This is a genomic window from Bacillus sp. RC251 (assembly GCF_044908765.1).
Taxonomy (GTDB): domain Bacteria; phylum Bacillota; class Bacilli; order Bacillales; family Bacillaceae_G; genus Bacillus_A; species Bacillus_A wiedmannii.
The window spans coordinates 694,010-712,083 of the sequence record NZ_JBIYDP010000001.1; the positions used below are offsets into that span (position 1 = coordinate 694,010).

At 34.0% G+C, this 18,074-nt stretch carries 16 protein-coding genes and 1 pseudogene; 11 read left to right on the forward strand and 6 right to left on the reverse strand.

The features are described 5' to 3' along the window. The first annotated feature begins 4 nt into the window (after nt 1–4). From flhF to ABH961_RS03730, 7 genes are all read left to right on the forward strand, one after another. Nucleotides 5–1,315 carry a flagellar biosynthesis GTPase FlhF gene (flhF, locus tag ABH961_RS03700; RefSeq protein WP_098080174.1) on the forward strand — a complete coding sequence of 437 codons (1,311 nt, stop codon included), beginning with the start codon at nt 5–7 and terminating at the stop codon, nt 1,313–1,315. Nucleotides 1,316–1,357: 42 nt separating this feature from the next. Beyond that, nucleotides 1,358–2,161: a flagellar basal-body rod protein FlgG gene (locus tag ABH961_RS03705; protein ID WP_098080254.1), complete on the forward strand. Its 804-nt coding sequence runs from the start codon at nt 1,358–1,360 to the stop codon at nt 2,159–2,161. Between the two features lie 167 nt (nt 2,162–2,328). Continuing rightward, nucleotides 2,329–3,624: an NtaA/DmoA family FMN-dependent monooxygenase gene (locus ABH961_RS03710; protein ID WP_098080176.1), complete on the forward strand. Its 1,296-nt coding sequence runs from the start codon at nt 2,329–2,331 to the stop codon at nt 3,622–3,624. Nucleotides 3,625–3,801: 177 nt separating this feature from the next. Further along, nucleotides 3,802–4,638 carry a TrmB family transcriptional regulator gene (locus tag ABH961_RS03715; protein WP_048543379.1) on the forward strand — a complete coding sequence of 279 codons (837 nt, stop codon included), beginning with the start codon at nt 3,802–3,804 and terminating at the stop codon, nt 4,636–4,638. Further along, entirely contained in the window at nt 4,631–5,356 is a 726-nt protein-coding gene (locus ABH961_RS03720; RefSeq protein ID WP_048543378.1) for an AzlC family ABC transporter permease, read from the forward strand. Before ABH961_RS03715 ends, ABH961_RS03720 begins: the two co-directional genes overlap by 8 nt. Then, nucleotides 5,347–5,658, forward strand: a complete 312-nt coding sequence (locus ABH961_RS03725; protein ID WP_048543377.1) for an AzlD domain-containing protein — start codon at nt 5,347–5,349, stop codon at nt 5,656–5,658. The genes ABH961_RS03720 and ABH961_RS03725 overlap by 10 nt, the downstream gene beginning before the upstream one ends. Nucleotides 5,659–5,721: 63 nt before the next feature. Then, the gene (locus tag ABH961_RS03730) at nt 5,722–5,892 is read left to right on the forward strand and encodes a DUF3951 domain-containing protein (RefSeq protein ID WP_000602248.1); all 171 of its coding nucleotides are present in this window, start codon (nt 5,722–5,724) and stop codon (nt 5,890–5,892) included. A gap of 25 nt (nt 5,893–5,917) precedes the next feature. Here the strand turns inward: ABH961_RS03730 and ABH961_RS03735 are convergent. The 4 genes and pseudogenes from ABH961_RS03735 to ABH961_RS03750 form a co-directional block, all read right to left on the reverse strand. Beyond that, nucleotides 5,918–6,176: pseudogene (locus ABH961_RS03735) on the reverse strand (hypothetical protein); the annotation flags it as partial. Between the two features lie 2 nt (nt 6,177–6,178). Beyond that, complete coding sequence (locus ABH961_RS03740) at nt 6,179–6,772, reverse strand: dienelactone hydrolase family protein (protein WP_098080178.1); 594 nt, start codon at nt 6,770–6,772, stop codon at nt 6,179–6,181. A 2-nt stretch (nt 6,773–6,774) separates the two neighbouring features. After that, nucleotides 6,775–7,110, reverse strand: coding sequence for an antibiotic biosynthesis monooxygenase family protein (locus ABH961_RS03745; RefSeq protein WP_098080180.1), 336 nt, complete (start codon nt 7,108–7,110; stop codon nt 6,775–6,777). 84 nt (nt 7,111–7,194) lie between these two features. After that, nucleotides 7,195–9,420, reverse strand: a complete 2,226-nt coding sequence (locus ABH961_RS03750) for a glycosyltransferase (RefSeq protein ID WP_098080182.1) — start codon at nt 9,418–9,420, stop codon at nt 7,195–7,197. A gap of 284 nt (nt 9,421–9,704) precedes the next feature. Here ABH961_RS03750 and ABH961_RS03755 point away from each other — a divergent pair, with 284 nt between their 5' ends. From ABH961_RS03755 to ABH961_RS03770, 4 genes are all read left to right on the forward strand, one after another. Further along, nucleotides 9,705–13,040, forward strand: a complete 3,336-nt coding sequence (locus ABH961_RS03755; RefSeq protein WP_404519313.1) for an isopeptide-forming domain-containing fimbrial protein — start codon at nt 9,705–9,707, stop codon at nt 13,038–13,040. Between the two features lie 40 nt (nt 13,041–13,080). After that, nucleotides 13,081–14,742 carry a SpaH/EbpB family LPXTG-anchored major pilin gene (locus ABH961_RS03760; RefSeq protein ID WP_098068159.1) on the forward strand — a complete coding sequence of 554 codons (1,662 nt, stop codon included), beginning with the start codon at nt 13,081–13,083 and terminating at the stop codon, nt 14,740–14,742. 91 nt (nt 14,743–14,833) lie between these two features. Beyond that, nucleotides 14,834–15,634, forward strand: a complete 801-nt coding sequence (locus tag ABH961_RS03765) for a class C sortase (protein WP_098080186.1) — start codon at nt 14,834–14,836, stop codon at nt 15,632–15,634. A gap of 21 nt (nt 15,635–15,655) precedes the next feature. After that, nucleotides 15,656–16,483, forward strand: a complete 828-nt coding sequence (locus tag ABH961_RS03770; RefSeq protein ID WP_098080188.1) for a class C sortase — start codon at nt 15,656–15,658, stop codon at nt 16,481–16,483. A 53-nt stretch (nt 16,484–16,536) separates the two neighbouring features. Here the strand turns inward: ABH961_RS03770 and ABH961_RS03775 are convergent, their stop codons facing one another. Further along, complete coding sequence (locus tag ABH961_RS03775; protein ID WP_001025744.1) at nt 16,537–16,716, reverse strand: H-type small acid-soluble spore protein; 180 nt, start codon at nt 16,714–16,716, stop codon at nt 16,537–16,539. A gap of 66 nt (nt 16,717–16,782) precedes the next feature. After that, complete coding sequence (locus ABH961_RS03780; RefSeq protein ID WP_098080190.1) at nt 16,783–17,997, reverse strand: helix-turn-helix domain-containing protein; 1,215 nt, start codon at nt 17,995–17,997, stop codon at nt 16,783–16,785. Nucleotides 17,998–18,074: the final 77 nt, after the last annotated feature.

Here is an 18,074-nt window from a genome sequence, read left to right on the forward strand (position 1 = left end):
AGTAATGGAAAGTACAGAAAAGAAAGAAGCGTTAATGCGAATAAAAGCAGCTTCGAAAAATGAATTGTATCGAAAGTTATTTGACCAATATGGTACAGATTATTATTACGTTGTCGATGAAAGTGTAAAACGAAATATCCCGTTTTTTTGGAAAAAGAATTATGAAATGTTAGTTGCTTTTCCAGAGGATAAACAGGAAGAAGTGAATGAAGGTACAGCTCAATTTCATGAACAATTAATGGATGTTGTAAATGATCCTTCAGAACAAATTGTGAAGGCGAACGGAATTCAATCGGTACTGCACAATTTAGAAAACGTGACTACTCCTATGTCATACGCAGCGATGCAAACAGGAAATAGTGAAGAATGGGCAAGAAAGAAAGAAAAACTATTAAAGCTGTTTGAAAAAGGTATCGTCGTTGTGAAACAGACGGAAGAAACGAAAGTAACGAAAAAGCAAAAAGCTGTGAAAAAAATTGTTCCGGTCAAAAAAGAAGAAGTGGTTGTAAAAAAAGAAAACCAAGAATCTGTACCGTTTATTATTCAAAAGGTAATTCGTATGCTAGAACAAAACGATGTAGAACAATACTTCATTCATGCATATGCTGAAAAGTTAAAAGTGAAGTTTGAGAATGCGACGATGATTACAGAAGAAGAAGTGATCGGATATATATTGGAAGATATGAGATCTCATTTCAACACGGAAAACGTTTTTGAAAAAGAAGTACAAACAATAGCATTAATCGGTCCAACTGGAGTTGGAAAAACGACGACACTTGCGAAAATGGCATGGCAGTTTCACGGTAAGAAAAAAACGGTCGGTTTTATTACGACAGACCATTCACGCATCGGGACAGTACAGCAATTGCAAGATTACGTAAAGACAATTGGATTTGAAGTAATCGCTGTACGTGATGAGGCTGCAATGACAAGAGCACTTACGTATTTTAAAGAAGAAGCGCGCGTCGATTATATTTTAATTGATACCGCCGGAAAAAATTATCGTGCGTCAGAAACAGTAGAAGAAATGATTGAAACGATGGGACAAGTAGAGCCAGATTATATTTGTTTAACGTTATCAGCTTCGATGAAAAGTAAAGACATGATTGAAATCATTATGAATTTTAAAGATATTCATATTGATGGTATCGTATTTACGAAATTTGATGAAACAGCAAGTAGTGGTGAATTATTGAAAATTCCAGCAGTATCATCGGCTCCAATTGTATTAATGACAGACGGACAAGACGTGAAGCAACATATACATATCGCTACAGCTGAACATTTAGCGAAACAAATGTTGCAAACATCATAGAAAAGAGGTGAAGGATAAGGCAACCGCCTTATTCAAATGAATATGAACGGTCTTTATATAGGTTCTATGGGTATGATGAATTACATGCAGCGCATTAATGTTCATTCGAATAACGTTGCAAATGCTCAAACGACAGGATTTAAAGCAGAAAATATGACTTCTAAAGTATTTGATGTACAAGACACATATCGCCGCGGAGATGGGGCTGTGACAAATATCGGTTCGACTGATTACGCTGTAGTACCAGCCGCAACGCATGTGAACTTAGTACAAGGAAATATACAAATGACAAATAGTGCTACAGATTTCTTTTTAGATGACGGTACAGCCGGTACTACATCATTTTTCGTTACATCTAAAAATGATGAAACGTTTTTAACGAGAGATGGTAGTTTTACATTAAATAGTGATCGTTATCTGCAAACATCATCTGGTGCTTATGTTATGGATGTAAATAATGAACGTATTAAAATTCCGGAAAATGTTAATTTCTTCGTATCTAATAATGGAGAAATTTATAGAGAAGTGAACGATGGAACTTTGCAAAAACCAGATATTAAGAGAATTGTAATTGCACAGTTGCAAACAAAAACAGTAGATGCAGAAGCAAATGCACGTCTAATGCAAAGAGAGAACAAAAGCTTTGCGCTAGCTGAGGGGAATATTGCTGATTTACCGAATGGAGCAGGATTAGTAAAAAACCATATGCTAGAAAATTCAAATGTAGATATGACGAAAGAGATGGCTGATCTTATGACAGATCAAAAAATGATTTCAGCGTCACAACGCGTTATGACTTCATTTGATAAAATTTATGAAAAAGAAGCGAATGAAATATTGAGATAAAAGACTTCCCATAGTGGAAGTCTTTTTTTATTATTGCTTTTATTACAATTACATCATAAAATGATAATGATTATCAATATCATTTTATCTGTTTTCATAAGAATGGAGTTTCATAATGACAGCAATATTGCTTAACTAGGTAAATTAAAAACAAGGGGATGGTGTGTATGTCTACAAAAAAACAACTTTGTATTGGATTATGTTTAATTTCTAGAAAGAAAGAAGATAGTATATTTGATTCGGGAATTGATGAACAAGTAGAGTTAGCGAAACGAGCAGAAAAATCGAAGTTAGATTTTGTTTTTAAAGCAGATTATTTAGTGGCGCATCCAGATTTAATTGCTCGTAATAAGGGAAATGTCATTTTAGATCCGACGTTACTGTTTACGGCTATTGCTTATGAAACAGAAAAAATTGGAGTCGTTACGACTGCGTCAACTTCGTTTTATCCACCATATATATTAGCGAGGCAATTACAATCTTTACACTGGATTAGTAACGGCCGAGTAGGGTGGAATATTGTCACATCCATTGACGGTGCAGAAAATTTTGGTGAGACAGAGATGCCATCATCTGAGGAACGATACGCGAAAGCGGCAGAATGTACAGCGTTAGTAAGAAAACTTTGGGGGAGTCATCCTAATGAAGTATTGAAAGTAGATAACTCTGATGTGATTAGAAAGATGGTAAAGCCTATTGAGCATAATGGTGAATACTTTAAGGTGAAAGGTCCACTTAATATTCCGCAGCACATTTCAGGGGAAATGCCATTATTTCAAGCTGGTGCTTCAGAGTCAGGACGGAATTTTGCTGCTTCTGTTGCGGATGCAATTTTTGCTGCAACGCCAGATGTAGAGTCAGGAATGGAACTGCGTCAAGATTTAAGAAGAAGAGCAAAGCAGCATGGCCGAAAGCAAGATGATATACGTGTATTACCTGGATTATATTTCTTTATAGGTGATACATATGAAGAAGCGTTAGACATGCATAGGCAAGCACATCAACATCTCACAAAAGAGAAGAGATATGCGTTACTCGAAATGGTTCTCGGATTAGACGTTAGAGGGATTCCGCTAGAAAGTAAGGTTACGGAAGAGATGCTGCCAAGCCGGGATCAAACTGTTCGCAGTAAAACTCATGCCGAATTATTACGGAACTTCATTATTAAAAATGAACCAACTGTTGAACAAATACTAGAACGCCCAGAAGTTGTTGGATCGGCTCATTGGGTTGCGGTTGGTACACCGCATGACGTTGCGAAACAAATTATGGATAGGTTTGAGGCTGGAGCGTTAGATGGATTTATCGCCATTCCAGGAGGACCTCCAAAGTCACTAGATCTATTCTTTAGTGAAGTTATTCCTCTATTCGTGAAAGCTGGTGTATTTAGGGAAGAGTATACAGGTTCTACTTTACGGGAGCATTTGGAGGAGAATCTATCAAATATGTTGCAACTAAAATAAGTGAAATAGTATGTAGAAAAAGCCTTCTCATGAAAGGCTTTTTATTTTTGGGTTAAATTTCAGAATTATCAATTGACTTTACGGGCCTATTTTTTTATATTAGTAGGTATACTAATAACTACTAATATACATGCATCGTTTTGAGATGAGAGTTATATAGAATGTGAGGGATTGCCGATGGATGAAATAATAAAGGAATTACAAAAGTTAGGTTTTTCCCAGTACGAATGTAAAGCGTATATTGGACTATTAAAACATTCCCCAGTAACTGGGTATGAAGTGAGTAAACAGACAGGAGTACCTCGTTCGATGATTTATGAAGTGCTCGGTAAATTGATGGATAAAGGAGCAGTACATATCGTTCCTACTGAACCAGTGAAATATGTACCAGTACCAGCTACGGAGCTAATGGATCGAATGCGAAAAGATTTTGAAAAGTCCTTTGAATTTTTAGACCGGAAATTAAATTGTTTAGAACAAGAGCGACAAATAGATGTAATTTCGCATATTCGCTCAAATGATCGTGTTGTAAAAGAAATATGCAATATAATTAATAGGGCGAAGGAAGAGCTATGGATTTCTGTTTGGGAAGATCAAGTGCATGAAATTGAGCCATATATTCGTCAAAAGGAAGAGGAAGGTGTACATATATTTTCAATCTTATTTGGCGCTCCTAATAAAAAAATAGGCGCGACGTTTCACCATAATTATATGACACCCCACGTTGTTGAAAAGAGAATGGGTGGTCATTTAACTGTTATTGCTCGTGATGGAGAGGAAGTATTAATTGCGAATTTCTCAAATGATAGTACTTCATGGGCCGTTACAACGTATGACCCAGCTTTAGTTCTCGTTGCTACAGAGTATGTGCGGCACGATATTATGATTGAAGAAATCACAAAGGAATTTGGAGCTGATAAGTTAGATACGTTATGGCGTGAAAATATAGATTTAGTTCATGTCGTAACAGGAAAACGAACGATAGAAGGAATGGAGGATGATACGAATGAGTAAAGCTCAGGCCCATGTAGCTTTGCAGAGCGATGATACATTTCAGCAAGGAGTAAAAGATTGTTTACCAACTGTATTTGGTTATTTAAGTATCGGTATAGCAGCTGGTGTAATTGCAAAAACAGCAGGTTTCTCCATCATTGAAATTGCATTTATGTCCACTTTAATTTATGCAGGTTCTGCCCAATTTATATTAGCTGGTATGTATGCAGCCGGTGCTCCTGCTTCAGCAATCATTTTCACCGTCTTTTTTGTTAATTTACGCCACCTTCTAATGAGTGCTGCCCTTGCACCATACTTTACGAAACTTCCACTATTAAAAAACGTATTTATCGGTTCTCAAATTACAGATGAAACGTTCGGCGTTGCAGTGCAGCATGCAACGCAAAAAGGATATGTTGGTGACAGGTGGATGATGGGGTTAAATGTAACAGCATATTTAAATTGGATTCTTGCTACTATTATTGGCGGGCTGTTTGGCGAGTGGATACCAGATCCGCATACGTACGGCATGGATTATGCATTACCAGCAATGTTTATCGGATTATTTGTTCTTCAGCTCATAAGTAGTAAACCGAAACTAGCAATTCATCTTACTGTTGCAATTGTAGCGATTATGATCGCATACGTTTCACACTTATTTATGCCAGATAGTATAGCGGTTATTATCGCAACATTACTAGCTGCGACGATTGGAGTTGTGATTGAAAAATGGAAATGAGATTGGACGTACTATTACTTTTACTAGCAGCAGGAGCTGTCACACTCGTGCCACGTATTTTACCTCTACTCGTATTTAGCAAACTACAAATTCCAGACTGGGGTTTAAAATGGTTAAATTACATACCAATTGCGATATTAGCAGCACTTTTAGCCCAAGTATTATTTATGCATGAGACGATGCAGTGGGATTACCTTGTCGCAGCAATCCCAACATTTCTTGTAGCGATATATACTCGTAGTTTATTAGGTACAGTATTAACGGGAGTGATTGTGATTATTTTGTTACGTTTCTTTTTCTAAAAAGGATTACGCTCATATAATAGCGAAAGGTGTAATAACATGAAAGATATAGGGGGTGGTGTTATGATACTTTTAACGATAGGAGCAATTTTGTTAACGTTGTTTATTTTATTTATTATCGGCTTCGTCACGTTTATGATGTTTGTTGATAAGGCGACACCTCAAATATATTATACACCTTGTGAATCAGTGACAGTGAAAGCTAAAGGTAAACATAGAAGGAAGAAAAGTTGAAAGTTGGCTTTTCTTCCTTTTTCTATTACATCCCCGAAAGAACTAACAACAATAAACCAAATAGAAAACTAATAAAGGAAAGAAAACCAATACATATTGAGAACACACGATTGTTTCTCCATTCGCGCCAGAAAACGATACAACCTAAAATACAAAAAAAACCAAATGGGCAGGAATATGAATTCGCTAACTTTCTCAGGAAGTAACGTATAAAAAGTTGTTACATATAAGATGCAATTTGTAAAAAATAAAATACAAACGATAATAGATTGTAAGTGGGGGTAGTTCAAAAGATTGTTCTTGCAAGAAATGAATCTATTATATTGTATGCCTGCTTTGTAGAGTTCTCGCTATATTTTTCAGTGTACGGATTTAGAAATCCATGTTCACCGCGTAGTTGTTTAATTTCTAATAAAGGATTTTTTTGTTGCTGCAACGATTGAATGAAAGAAGATACTGAAAAACTAACTTCTTTTTCAGGGAAAATAAGTAAGGTAGCACATGTTGGTTTCATATGAATATAGTCACGTATACGGGAACCGTAACATCCAATAATAAAATCTATTTTCGGATTGTTACTACATAGCCATGAGATGGTAGCACCAACACTAAAGCCGATAAGTCCAATATGTGTGTAATTACTAGAAAGATGAGTAATGAATTCTTTAATTTGCTTTTTTCCATCTTCAAATCCAATATGATTCATAAAAAAATGATATGCTTTTTCTTCATCACTATAAGTAAATGCATGTTGTGATTGTAGCAGATTAGGACAGAATACATCTATATGAGATGAAGTAAAGTGATGGATAACGTGATGCATATGGTCGTTCACACCATATATTTCATGAACAGCAATGAGAGCTAATTTTTTCTTCATCGTTATAAAGTACCTCTACGAAACTTAAATTCTTTTTCTACAAGGCAGATACGCAGGTGGAAGTTTTCATACCATTGCTCACGGCCTCTTTTTTTCGCTTTTTTATGTAAGGCGTTCTGTTTCCAATTTTCAATTGCCTCAAGTGATTCCCAATAAGAAATTGTGATTCCGAGTCCCGAATGACCTCGTGCACTTTCTACACCTAGAAATCCAGGTTGCTGCTTTGCAAGTTCCTCCATTTTGTCAGAGGCGGCACTATAATCTGTTGTATCATTCGATAAATTAGAAGTGAATATAACTGCATAATAATGACTTGTTTTTTGCGATGTGTTCTTCATTCAAATTCCCCCTTGAAAATTATTTCATAGTTTGAATTTTAGCACGAAATAAAAAGAAAAGAAGCAAGGGGCTTCTTTTCTTTTTTACGCTGTAAATTTTAATCCAGCATATATTTTACGACCTTTTTTTTGAATCCAACATACTTTGGCTTTTTTCTTTTGAATATTACGCTCATTCATTGTTATCTGTATAATTTGGTCAATCGCGAGTGGGGTGTTCGTTTGTATTTGACACCCACCTGTACTATAGTCGATAATGGTCGCTTCAATAGGCATCCCATTCATATGCAATGTTCCAGGAGACATCAGTTGTTCACGTATATGTTGCCTGCGAAATTGTCTTGGTGATTTCTTTGTGTTTTTTATGAACGATGCAATTGCTAGTGTAAGAAATGCTTTATCGTATACCTTTTCCACCCGGTCATTAACAGGTTTACTAAATAGATGAAGAATGAGTTTACAATATTGCTCATGGGATACATCATGAAACGATACACCAATTTGTACTGAATTTGCTTGTCTTCGGATCCATTTTTTTGTACTATGAATCTTTTCTACCTGTCCAAAAGATAATGTATAGGAAGATAGACTTGATAAAGTTTCAAATGGAATGGATGAATCTACTTCAAAACGTGCACCAGTTTCACTAATATCAAGGACGTGGCAAGAAATCGTCATATCTTCGGTTTGTAAAGTACCTGGTAAATTTACTACGAAACGTTCAGAGTTTCGGAAACGCGGTCTTTCAAATGCTATAAATAAGGAAGTGATAATAGCTATTCCGTTGTAAAGTACCCAGAAAATATTAATATATAAGCTTTCTCTTTCAATATGATATTGTTCAGGGGATAGAAGCATAAGTGTTGCCCGAATCAGTGCAATAATTGTTAATATTAGTAGCACGAGATGAGGGACACTTGCAATCCATAAAAAATGCCTCGTGTTATTTTGGACGCCTTTTCTCGTTACATGAAATTGAAACTTTTTCCGTAAGAACGTTTCAGATAAAATAGCAAATCCCATATAAGGAGCCATTGCAACTTCATATACATGACTCCACGTTGTCGTTCGTTTTTTATTTGAAACAGCTTTGAAAATAAGCTGTGATGTTAAAAAGGCAGGTGCCCAAAACATAAATAAGTGCATAAAATTAATTTCTAAACTATAAATATCGAATACTAAAAATAATAGTGGTGCTAGTAAAAATACCATTTTATAAACGCCGAAAAACCAATAATGGATTCCATCTGCATATAAAAGACGCTGCATAAAAGATAATCCTTTTATAGTGAAAGGATTCCATTTTTTTACGACTTGAATGTTTCCTCTACACCAGCGATCACGCTGTTTCAATAAATCACTAAATGTTTCTGGAGATAATCCAACAGCGAGTGTTTCATTGACAAATATAGTTTCCCATTTGTTTGCTTGTAGTAGCATACCAGTTGCCATATCCTCAGTAATAACTCCAGTTGCAAATCCTCCAATTTCTTCTAGCGCAGTACGGCGAAATAGAGCGTTACTACCAACATACATCGTAGCGTTAAAACGATCTTTTCCTTCTTCTAATTGACGCATAAAGAAATCTTGTTCATTGGCGATATTATCTTCAAAAAATAAATTATATTGAAACGGATCAGCATTATAAAACACTTGTGGTGCTTGAACAAATACAACATTATTTTTAGAAAAATAACCAATCGTTCGCTCTAAAAAGTTAGCTCTTGGTACCATATCAGCATCCATTGTAACGATAATATCACCTGCCGAATGGGTCATGGCATGATTTAAGTTTCCTGCTTTTGCATGCTTGTTTTCAGTACGAGTCATATAGTGAACAGAAAATTCACTAGCAAGATCTTTAACACTTTCCCGTCGGCCATCATCACAAATGTAAATATTAAGCAACTCTTTCGGATAAGTAATCATTGTACAACCAGCGACAGTTCGTTTTAATAAATCGAGTGGCTCATTGTAAGTTGCGATAAAAATGTCAACAGTAGGTAATGTTTCGAAAGTAGATAACGGTACTTCTTTCCGTTTATATGGCTTCCATGAAATGATGCTGAAAACGATAGACTGTAAATAACCAGCCCACTCTGTAACTAACAATATAATACCGGCAATAATACTTATAAGATTAATAGTTGGTAACGAATAAAAAGTTCGCCAAATAAGATAAATGGCATTACTAACGAGAAATAGAATAATGAGCAGTTTCTTTGACCATAAATATTTGTGGGCGAGAGCGTAAATAATAATTATTAAGAGAAAAATAATGCTTAAACCTTCGTATATAGAAAGGTTCATCAAAAGCCTCCTTTATTAGTAAGGTATGGAATTATAAAACCTTTTACATTTATTTATAAAGATTTTGTAATTACTATCATACAGAATACCATAAAATAGATTAAAAGTAAGAAGTTTCTATATTTATATTCAAAGTTTAGTTAGTTTTAATCTGAAAATCTATATATAAAAATGTATAAATAAGTAATAAATCACATATTTTGTTAACAAATTCTATGATTTATATTAGAATAATATATATAAAGTATATATATATAATACGTTAGGAAAATATATTGAAGGAGGTGACCTCTTTGCACAGTTGGGGAAAAGAAAATAAAAAAATATTAAATGTATTTGTAGTTGTTATGAGTTTATTCTTGCTATTATCTCAATTGCAATTTTTAAGTCCAATTGATACGGCAACGGCAGCAGTTACAGATGAAGAAGGTTTTAATAAACCAACCTATCAATCTATTCATAAAGGTGAGATGTATTCGACCGGTAATGTGAATTTAGGTATTAAAGCTACTGAAGCTCAGAAGAAAACTGCATTGTATTCAGATATAACGAATATTGTGTCTACAGCACCGAATGGCTATACCCGTGAACTTATTGATATAGATGATGATCCAACAACTACAAATTCATCTATGGCATATATTCCCGTTCCAGAAGATGCTGAAATTGAATGGGCTGGATTATATTGGAGTTCAACACGTTATGAATTAACGCAACAACAGTATGTATCACCAATTAAGTTTACTACTCCGGTAGGCAAGAGCTTTCAAGTAAAACCAAGTAATACGTATTACGGAAGTGGTTTACTTTATGGTTTTGGTATTGATGGTACTTATTATTCTAACTATGCAGATGTTACAAAGCTTTTACAGTCCTCTAATTCAAAAGGAGGAAGCTATACTTTAGCAAATATTCCTTATCCAAATACAAAACTTGCCTATAATTATGGATATTATTCTTTTGCTGGTTGGTACATGCTAGTTATCACGAAAGATAAGTCAAAAACAAGAAAAGCATTTACTGTTTATGATGGTGGATTGAAAAGAGCTACTGGATCAGGTGAAAAAGAATTCACAGTGAAAAACTTTCTTGCTTCAAAAACTGGAGATTTAGATCCAAAAGTTTCTGTTTTCGCTGTCCAAGGTGATAGATATTGGCAAGGTGATAAACTTTTTGTTCATACAGATAATACCTGGAAGGAAGTTACTGATAAGCTGAATCCAACAGGTAATATATTTAATTCCACTATTTCTGAATATGAGGAACATATGAGAGATAAGTATCCAGGTACTTTTAATCCCGATTATAAAAATAATTTAGGGATTGATGCAGATTTAATTAGGTTACCAGCAGGATATATTAAACCAGAGCAAAAGGAAATACGTTTAAAAGCTGCGACATCTGGTGATGACTACGTATTAAACACATTAGCCTTTGCAGTAAATGCAACGGCACCAGAACTTGTAATTGATAAGGAGGTAATAGATGCAAAAGAAAAGTACGATCCAGGTGATGAAGTTACATATCGTTTACAGGTGAAAAACATTGAACCGAATTCGAGTTCTGTTGATACAAAAATTGAAGATGTTTTAGATTCTCGTTTAGAATTTGTACCAAATTCGGTGAAAATCATTTCTGGTCCGAATACTGGAAATCAAACAGAACAGGTTGACTATGATGCAAAGACAAGAAAGTTAACAATAAGAATAGGTGAAGGAGCAAATGCTACAAAAGGTGGAATCTATACGGATAAAACACCTGAGACAACCATTGAATTTAAAGCGAAATTAAAGGGAGACAAGGTAGAAACAGAAATTCCCAATATCGCTGTGGTTCAAGGGATTGATGAGTTAACAGGAAGTCAGGTTGAAGCTAATGATTCTAATAAAGTAGTAGTTAAAGTATTACCCGAACGAGAAGAGAAACCTGGGAAGTTAGTAGCTACTAAACTAGCTAAAGATATAAACGGTGGTACGCTGAAAGTTGGCGACAAATTAGAGTATACAATTCATACTAAAAATAGTGTGCCAGATTCTCTCTTAAAATCTGTTAAAATTACGGATAAACTCCCTGAAGGAGTAGAATATGTTCCAAATACGTTGAAGATAAACGGGAAGGAACAAACGGATGTTGAAGATGAAGATCATGCACATATAAAAGATGGAACGATTTATGCTCATCTCGGCGACCTTAAAGGTGAGGAAGAGAAAGCAATTACGTTTGAAGTTGTTGTAAAGCCGGAGATGGCAAATAAGAAAATAAAAAATATAGCAATAGTTGAGACTGATAGTTCGAAAGATAAGGAAAAGCCAGAAGTTGAAACACCAGTTGACTCGTTGTCTGGTCAACTAGAATCGAAGAAAGAGATTATTGGTATTAAGCAAGAAAAATTCCATGTCAATGATGAATTAGAGTATCAAATTAAACTTCGAAATAAGGTAGAAAATGGGCTTATTAAAGATATGCGTCTAACGGATAAGCTTCCTGGAGGTATAGAGTATATAGCTGGTAGCATGAAGTTAAATGGGAATTTATTGACAGATGCAGTTGACGAAGATGAAGGATCTTATGAGGATAACACGATCAAAGTAAACTTTGGTGACGTACTTGATACAGAAGAAAGAACGGTAACTTTTAAAGTGAAAGTTACACAAGACGCATTACAAACGAAAGAAATTGAGAACATAGCGGTTGTTGAGGGGAAAACACCAGATAATGAAGATTTACCACCACAAAAACCGAATGTAAAAACGAATGTGGAAGCAAGGGAGCCTATGGTAAGAAAGAAGGTTTCGGATGCAGATGAAAAAGAAGTGGAAAAAGCGACATTACAAAGTATAGATGAAGAGTTTACATGGCATGTAAACTATAATTTTGGTAATGATGTTATGAACCTTGAAAAAGTAGTATTGCAGGATGACTTAGAGGATATTTTAACCATCTTACAAGTAAAACTTGTAAACAGCGATGGAGAAGAAATAGAAGTTATACCGCAAATTGATGAACAATTAAAGAAAGTAAGTATTGAGTTACCGAAGCAGGACGGAAATTATACTTATCTTGCGAATCAATCGTATACGATGCATATTAAGTCAAGACTAAACGATAATGTAAATGTAGATATGCTAACGAAATACAATGCGGATGATGGTATTCCAAATAAAGCGGAATTATTGTTTGATCAGGAAAAAATTGTGTCAAATGAAGTATTCGTAGTACCACCAACATTAGGGAAGTTTGAGGTTGAAAAAGTAGATGCGAACGATGAAAATCTCAAATTAGAAGGCGCAGTATTTGAAGTAATAAGTAAAGATGGAAATACAGTATGTACATTAACAACTGATAAAAATGGTTTAGCAACTTCAACTCCATTAATAATTGGGAAATATACATTAAAAGAAGTACAGGCACCAAAAGGATATATGTTGATGAGAGAGCCAGTAGAAATAGAAGTGAAGTCTGGAATGGATTCACAAAAAATAAGAGTAGTAAATAAGAAGAGTGAATTTGTTATTCCAGAGACTGGTGGAATAGGGACAATTATTTATTATGCAATTGGTGGAATATTGATGTTGGTTACATTGTTCCTCTTTGTTAGAAAGAGAAACAATGAGAGATAGAAATAACAAAAGTAATGAAAATGATAGGGAGTGGACGACAATGAAAAAGATTTTTAGTTTATTTTTAATCTGTATGTTAGCTTTTTCAACGTTATCTAACATAATTGTTAGTGCGGAATCTAGGAGTACAGGTACTTTAACGATTCACAAATTTGAACAAAGTAAAGATTCTAAAACTAATACAGAAGGTAATGGGAAAGAAGGACAAGTTGTTCCAGAGGATGTAAAGCCTTTAGAAGGTGTAACTTTTGAAATTAAACGAATTGAGTCATTTGAAAAAATTTCAAATGATGGAACTGTTATAAAAGAAGATGCAAAACCAGTAAAAGACGCTGCAATAACAAAGGTAACAAACGCAAAAGGGGAAGCTGTTTTTACAGATCTTCCGCTAGGACGTTATGAAGTAAAAGCAATTGAAGGTCCAAAACATATTGCGTTGGATAAGACTACTTTTATTGTCGATATTCCAATGACGAGTGCAGACGGTAAAGATTTAAATTACGATGTTCATATTTACCCTAAAAATGAAACAAAACGTGGTTCAGTAGAATTCGTAAAAAAAGGTGAAGCCGGTAAAGTATTAAAAGATGCAGAGTTCCATTTGTTTAAAAAAAATAAAGATGGAACAAGTACACAAGTTAAGACACCGAGTTCATTAGTAACAGGTGAAGATGGTAAAGTTCGTGTAGATTCGCTAGAATATGGGGATTATTATTATTTTATTGAGCATAAGGCTCCAACAGGTTATTTAACTAGTAAAGAGGAGCGTCCTTTCTCTATTAAGGAATCTGGTGAAGTAGTTAAGCTGGATGATATAAAGAACTATAAAGAACCTACCATTACTAAAAGTATAAATAACGGTTCAAAAGTAGCTGGAATTAATAAAGAGACAGATTATACGTATGATATTAAAACACTACTTCCTGAAGATATTCAATCATATAAAAAATATGTTGTAACAGATATTTTAGATGATCGTTTGGAAATAAAAGGCCTACCAATTGTTATGGTTGATGGAAAGAAAGTTGAAGATGATAGTGTAAAAGTAGTTGTAGAAGGCCAAAAAGTAACCGCTACGATTGAAGATTTTTCAAAAATAAATGGAAAAGAGCTTCATTTACAAATTACTGCAAAAATTAAAAGTGATGTTGAATCTGGAGTGAAAATTCCAAACAAAGCAGTACTTGATTTTGTAAACAAAGATGATGTTTCATCAGAAAAAGATGGAAAGCCATCTAATGAAGTGGTGGTCACACCGACAACGGGAAATATTAAAATTGAAAAAGTTGATGGTAAGGATAAGACGCTTAAATTAGAAGGTGCGAAGTTCCAATTACAAGATAAAAAAGGTAATGTTATAAAAGTTAATGGGAAAGAAATGAATGATATAACAGATGCAAATGGTATTATTACATGGAATGAAATACCGTACGGTGAATATCAAATTGTTGAGACGGAAGCACCAAAGTATAAAGATAAAGACGGTGCAGTCGAACACTATCAAAAGTTAAGAGATCCGATTGATATTACAATTGATGAAAAACACCAAAAAATAGAGCTACAAGTTGAGAATAATAAGAGCGGTTGGATTATTCCAGCAACAGGTGGTATGGGTACAATTCTCTTCACAGTAGTGGGCCTTATACTAATGGCGGTAGCAACATTTATTTTCTTTAGAAAAAAACCTGTAAAAAATTCTTAATTTATATGTTTATAATAATTGAGTTTAGAAAAGAGGAAAGGCATATTGCTTTCCTCTTTTCCACATTTTATCCGTAGTGAAAGAGGCTATTATGAAACGAAATATAATTTTTGGAAGTATTTTTTTACTAGGATTAAGTATATTTCTCTATCCAACTGTAAGCAATTGGTTTGCAACAAGAACACATTATTCAGAAGTAAGTACGTATGATGAAGCGATAAAGGGGCTGGAGCAGGAAGAGATTGATCGTAAAGAAACGGAAGCACGAGAGTATAATAAGAAGGTACAAAATACGACGCAAACATTTTCAGATCCTTTTCGTGAAAAGGATGATGAACATAAAAGTTCGACTGTAGATATGTTAAATATTGGTGATGTTATGGGGTATGTCGAAATTCCGAAAATTGATGTAAACCTTCCTATTTATCAAGGAACGACTGAAGAAGTGCTAACCCGTGGAGTAGGGCAACTGAACGAATCTTCATTACCAATAGGGGGAGAAAGTACGCATACAGTTTTAACGGGGCATCGTGGTTTACCATCGGCACTTATGTTTACCAGTTTAGACAAAATTGAAAAGAATGATATATTTTATATTCATTCATTAGATAAGATACTTGCTTATCAGGTAGACCAAATAAAAGTTGTATTACCAAATGAAACGAAAGATTTATTAGTAGTACAAGGAGAAGATTATGCAACGTTAATTACATGCACCCCTTATGGAGTAAATACGCACAGATTACTAGTGAGAGGGCACCGAGTTCCATATGATGCTGGAGAAAAAGAAATGATTCCAAAATCTTTTATTATAGAAGATTGGATGATTGTTCTTCCTATTGTTCTTATTTGTATCATCCTTCTAATGATTTATTTGAAAAAACGAAAATAATATGTATTGTGTGGTGTGTGTGTGAGAAGGGGCTTAATAAGTTTAGTATTGTTCCTTACAGGGTTATCACTATTTCTATATCCATTGGTTGCTAATTATATAAACAATTATGTATATAAAACGAGAGTAATCCGTTACGAAAAAGTGGTTGATAATTTAAAAGTAGAAGATGTTAATGAGAAATTTCAGAAGATGGAAACATATAATAGTTTGTTAGGAAGAGCTGCTTTCAAAATGAATGATCCATTTGTTCAGGATGCTGAAGTAAATAAGGAATCGTTAAATTTTATAAATAAAGATGAGATATTTGGTACAGTTTCTATTCCAAAAATAAATGAGGAGTTGCCAATTTACTTAGGGGCGAGTCAAGAAAACTTAAGTAAAGGGATAGGGCAAATCGAAGGGACTTCATTACCAATTGGTGGGAAAGATACACATGCTGTTTTAGCAGGGCATCGAGGTTATCATGGGGCAAAGATGTTTCGCCATCTTGATTGGTTAACTGATGGAGACTTATTCTATGTAAAGGTATTTGGAAAGCAGCAAGAGTATAAAGTAGTTGGCCGTGAGATTATTAATCCTAATCAAGTTGATAAATTAAATGTAATAAAAGGAAAAGATAAAGTTACATTACTTACGTGTGAACCATATACATCAAGCAAATATCGTTTGTTAGTGTATGGAGAGCGAGTAGAAGCAGAGCAAAATGAAATTGAAAGACAAAACAAAAGTATAGCAGATGTGAGGAGTCATGAAACAAGAGATTTATTTGAAAAACTGTTTTTTGGCATAGTAGGTCTCATTGTAATTTGTATAGGGTTGTACGGTTTATTAAAAACGAAAAACTAGTGATGCAATATATAATAAAAGAAAATGCCACTTCAAAATCGAAGTGGCATTTTTTATATTTCCTCTAAGCTATTAACTGGAACCGTTAATTCGCGTCCTGGATTTTTTACTTCATATATGCGGGCGGTTTCGTTGCTTTCGTCGACGTGTTGAATCGTAACAGGCATGCCTTGAAAACTAACATTAGCTTGCTCCGCTGACACAGAAAGCTCTTTTGCACGTTGAATATTCATTTATATTCCTCCCATCATTATTATCTTTGCTAAAAAAGAGGAATAATATACCATTTAGAGACATTCTTAAAGTTTTTGTATTATTTGTAATGTTTCTTTAATAAATGAAGAGAAGATGGAATCAGGATAGCTATTTATCGCTTGAACTGCTTCTTTTGCTTCTTTCAAGGCAGATTTTTTATCTTGAAGTTCTATATAGCAAAGGGCACGATAAGATCCAGCTGTTAATAACCACGATTGATCAAGTGGATGACTCATATAATCCGGTATGATAGCACGATCTAATACTTCTAAAGCTTCCTTGTAATGTTTTAAACCATACAGAGATTTTCCTTTTTCAAGATAATACAGTCCATCGTCTTGAAAAATTGGTACATCTTTTAGTTTTTCTCGGAATTGTTCTAAATGTGCTAATGCAATTGTATATTCATTCGTAACGGTATTGTAGTAATAAGCTTTTAATATATCTATATTTGCAACAGATAAAGTATCTTCTGTAAAAATGGCAAATTGCTCAGATTTTTTTATGTAATATAAATATCTTTCTTTATCAGTTGTAATGATTTTTTGATAAGATAAAATACGGTAAAATTCATCTGTTTTATAATACACTTGATGTTTTTTTGAAAATGCAAGTGCATCTAAAATGACTTTTTCACATTTTTCATAATTACCATATGCGAGTAAAATAATTGCTTCTTTTAAATATAATTGTATATGTGTAATAAGATCCATTTCTAAATTCTTCGTTTTATATTCATCGCGAATTCTGGTAATCAACTGTAAACATTCTTTATATTTTTTCCGTTTGTAGAGCATATAGTAAAACAGTAGTTTCGTTTCAGTACTTTCGCGATACAAAGTATATTTTTCAAATATAGAAACAGCTTTTTCAACGTAATATTCGATATTATAATCGTTCATAATAGCCGCTCCAGTTATGAACTGTTTATATAAACGTGCTGTATTTAAAGTAAGAGGTAGTTCTTTTTGAACGATAGGTAGTAAAGTCTCATATACTTCATCGCATTTATTTGCTTTTATTAATGGCTCCATTTTTTGAATGAGTGCTACAATTTCTACATCATCTTCTTCTAATAAAAAACTCGTTTCACATTCAAGTTTTTCTGCAATATATTGTAATGTTTTCATAGAAGGTGTAGCTTTTCCATTTTCAATTTGACTAAGCATGCTTTTTGTCAATTCGGAACCTGCCAGTGCTGTTTGAGTAAGCTTTTTTTCTTTTCGTAATGCCTTAATTTTTTCTCCGAGAGTTGCCATATTGTAGCTCCTTTATAATTAAAAAAAGTTAAATACAATTAAACTTTTTGTTGTAATAATTGGAAAGTTGATTATAT

Excerpts from the sequence above, each read along its gene's own strand:
- ABH961_RS03750 (WP_098080182.1), bottom strand. The coding sequence starts at position 9,420 with ATGAACCTTTCTATATACGAAGGTTTAAGCATTATTTTTCTCTTAATA.
- ABH961_RS03780 (WP_098080190.1), bottom strand. The coding sequence starts at position 17,997 with ATGGCAACTCTCGGAGAAAAAATTAAGGCATTACGAAAAGAAAAAAAG.
- ABH961_RS03725 (WP_048543377.1), top strand. The coding sequence starts at position 5,347 with ATGGAAATGAGATTGGACGTACTATTACTTTTACTAGCAGCAGGAGCT.
- ABH961_RS03710 (WP_098080176.1), top strand. The coding sequence starts at position 2,329 with ATGTCTACAAAAAAACAACTTTGTATTGGATTATGTTTAATTTCTAGA.
- ABH961_RS03745 (WP_098080180.1), bottom strand. The coding sequence starts at position 7,110 with ATGAAGAACACATCGCAAAAAACAAGTCATTATTATGCAGTTATATTC.
- ABH961_RS03705 (WP_098080254.1), top strand. The coding sequence starts at position 1,358 with ATGAACGGTCTTTATATAGGTTCTATGGGTATGATGAATTACATGCAG.
- ABH961_RS03765 (WP_098080186.1), top strand. The coding sequence starts at position 14,834 with ATGAAACGAAATATAATTTTTGGAAGTATTTTTTTACTAGGATTAAGT.
- ABH961_RS03715 (WP_048543379.1), top strand. The coding sequence starts at position 3,802 with ATGGATGAAATAATAAAGGAATTACAAAAGTTAGGTTTTTCCCAGTAC.
- ABH961_RS03740 (WP_098080178.1), bottom strand. The coding sequence starts at position 6,772 with ATGAAGAAAAAATTAGCTCTCATTGCTGTTCATGAAATATATGGTGTG.
- flhF (WP_098080174.1), top strand. The coding sequence starts at position 5 with ATGGAAAGTACAGAAAAGAAAGAAGCGTTAATGCGAATAAAAGCAGCT.
- ABH961_RS03775 (WP_001025744.1), bottom strand. The coding sequence starts at position 16,716 with ATGAATATTCAACGTGCAAAAGAGCTTTCTGTGTCAGCGGAGCAAGCT.
- ABH961_RS03720 (WP_048543378.1), top strand. The coding sequence starts at position 4,631 with ATGAGTAAAGCTCAGGCCCATGTAGCTTTGCAGAGCGATGATACATTT.
- ABH961_RS03760 (WP_098068159.1), top strand. The coding sequence starts at position 13,081 with ATGAAAAAGATTTTTAGTTTATTTTTAATCTGTATGTTAGCTTTTTCA.
- ABH961_RS03730 (WP_000602248.1), top strand. The coding sequence starts at position 5,722 with ATGATACTTTTAACGATAGGAGCAATTTTGTTAACGTTGTTTATTTTA.